Annotated in this window: 2 protein-coding genes and 1 pseudogene; 2 read left to right on the top strand and 1 reads right to left on the bottom strand. The window is 66.8% G+C overall.

Going from position 1 to position 1396, the window contains the following annotated elements; translation table 11 throughout:
* A partial coding sequence (locus tag EN939_RS26985; RefSeq protein ID WP_245473178.1) for an SAM-dependent methyltransferase occupies nucleotides 1–443 on the top strand: 443 nt, incomplete at its 5' end.
* Here EN939_RS26985 and EN939_RS26990 read toward each other — a convergent pair.
* On the bottom strand, nucleotides 407–1168 hold the full coding sequence (locus EN939_RS26990; protein ID WP_127270798.1) for a cobalt-precorrin-6A reductase: 762 nt from the start codon (nucleotides 1166–1168) through the stop codon (nucleotides 407–409). The two genes, EN939_RS26985 and EN939_RS26990, sit on opposite strands and share 37 nt — an antisense overlap.
* Nucleotide 1169: 1 nt before the next feature.
* Between EN939_RS26990 and EN939_RS39340 the strand changes: the two are divergent.
* A pseudogene (locus EN939_RS39340) lies at nucleotides 1170–1396 on the top strand (hypothetical protein); the annotation flags it as partial.

Consider the following 1396-nt stretch of genomic DNA (forward strand, 5'->3'; position numbering starts at 1 on the left):
TCGCTGTGGTGCCCGGCATCACCGCCATGCTGGCGGTCGCCGCCCGCATCGGCGCGCCGCTCGGCCATGATTTCTGCGCCATCTCGCTGTCCGACAATCTGAAGCCATGGGAGTTGATCGAACTGCGCCTGCTGGCGGCGGCCGGCGCCGGCTTCGTCATCGCGCTCTATAACCCGATCAGCAAGGCGCGCCCCTGGCAGCTCGGCCGCGCCTTCGAATGCCTGACCGCGATCCTGCCTGGTACCACACCAGTGATTTTCGGCCGCGCCGCCGGCCGCCCGGATGAGCGCATCGAGGTCTATCTGCTGGCCGATGTCGAGGCAGAGAAGGCCGACATGGCGACCTGCATCATCATCGGCTCGCCGGAGACCCGCATCATCAAGCGCGCGGAGAAGCCGGCGCTGGTCTACACGCCGCGCTCGTCCACGGGACGGACAAAATGATCGACCAACACGGTCAGCGCTTCAACGCTTTCAGCCGCGGGAACATCCGGCAAGACTGGCCGTTGGATCATGACCACCTCGAGGCCAAGCGCCCGCGCCGCGGCGATCTTGCCATAAGTCGCTTCGCCGCCGCTGTTCTTGGACACGACGACATCGATGCGTTGCTTTTCGAGCAGCGCGCGTTCCTCCGCCTCACGAAACGGGCCACGGGCCAGAAGATAGCTCGCATCCGGCACGGCAAGCTTGGGCTCGATCGCGTCGACGCTGCGGACGAGATAATGATGCTGGGGCGCAGCTTCGAAAGCAGCGACCTCTTGCCGGCCCAGCGCCAGGAAAACACGGCGCGGCGCCAGTCCAAGCGCTCGCGCGGCATCGCCGGATGTAATGACCTCAGTCCAGCGGTCGCCTTCGACAGGCTCCCAGCCGGGGCGTCGCAGCGCAAGGATCGGCACACCGGCCACGCGGGCGGCTTGCGCCGCATTGGCGGAGATCTGCGCCGCATAGGGGTGCGTCGCGTCGATCAGCAGGTCGATAGGCTCTTTCCGCAAATAATCGGCCAATCCATCGGCACCGCCAAAGCCCCCCGTTCGCACCGGCACGCCTTGCGCGACCGGGCTTTCAGTGCGGCCAGCCAGCGACAGCGTGACCGAGGCGCGCGCCGCCAGTTTTCCGGCCAGTTGCCGGGCTTCGGTGGTGCCGCCGAGGATCAGAATACGGTGGGTCATCATGCCTGCTGAAGGTCCGCGCGGTGCCAAGCTCACCCCAAAATGGCTCACAATCGTCGGCATCGGCGAGGACGGTTTAGCGGGTCTCGGCGACGAGGCCAAGCAGCGGATTGCCGAGGCGGAGATCATCTTCGGCGGCAAGCGGCACCTGGCGCTGGTCGCTTCCTTCGCCAAGGGCGAGGCGCGCGCCTTGGCTGGGCGCTGCAGGACATCGAGACCGTCTCGCTG

The organism is Mesorhizobium sp. M7A.F.Ca.CA.002.05.1.1 (assembly GCF_003998335.1).
Classification (GTDB): domain Bacteria; phylum Pseudomonadota; class Alphaproteobacteria; order Rhizobiales; family Rhizobiaceae; genus Mesorhizobium.